The following is a 323-nucleotide window of genomic DNA, read 5'->3' as shown; positions in this document are numbered from 1 at the left end:
CGGTGAAACCGTTCATCCTTGCCATTGGTCTGCGGGTGATACGGGCGGCTATAGCTCACCTGGATGCCCAGCCGGATCAGCCAGACCGCGAGCTCGGTGAGCTGCCCCGGCGCACTGGGCGAGCCCCACGGCGCGCCGTTGTCGGTGTTGATGCGCGATGGCAGCCCGTAGCAGCGAAACGCCCGCTCAAGCTCTGCCTGCACGATCCCGGTGGTGGTGCGCGCGCAGGCGCTCAGCACGATGTTGTAGCGCGAGTGGTCATCGATGACCGTCAGCGGCGCGCAGCGCCCGCTCTCCAGCGTCGGGAAGTCGCCCTTGAAGTC

At 67.5% G+C, this 323-nt stretch carries 1 protein-coding gene; it reads right to left on the bottom strand.

Going from position 1 to position 323, the window contains the following annotated elements:
• A partial coding sequence (locus tag ACUXVE_RS20085) for a DDE-type integrase/transposase/recombinase (RefSeq protein ID WP_445515024.1) occupies positions 1-323 on the bottom strand: 323 nt, incomplete at both ends.

The organism is Stenotrophomonas sp. 3(2025) (assembly GCF_052665395.1).
This window is presented reverse-complemented; position numbering and strand designations above follow the sequence as displayed.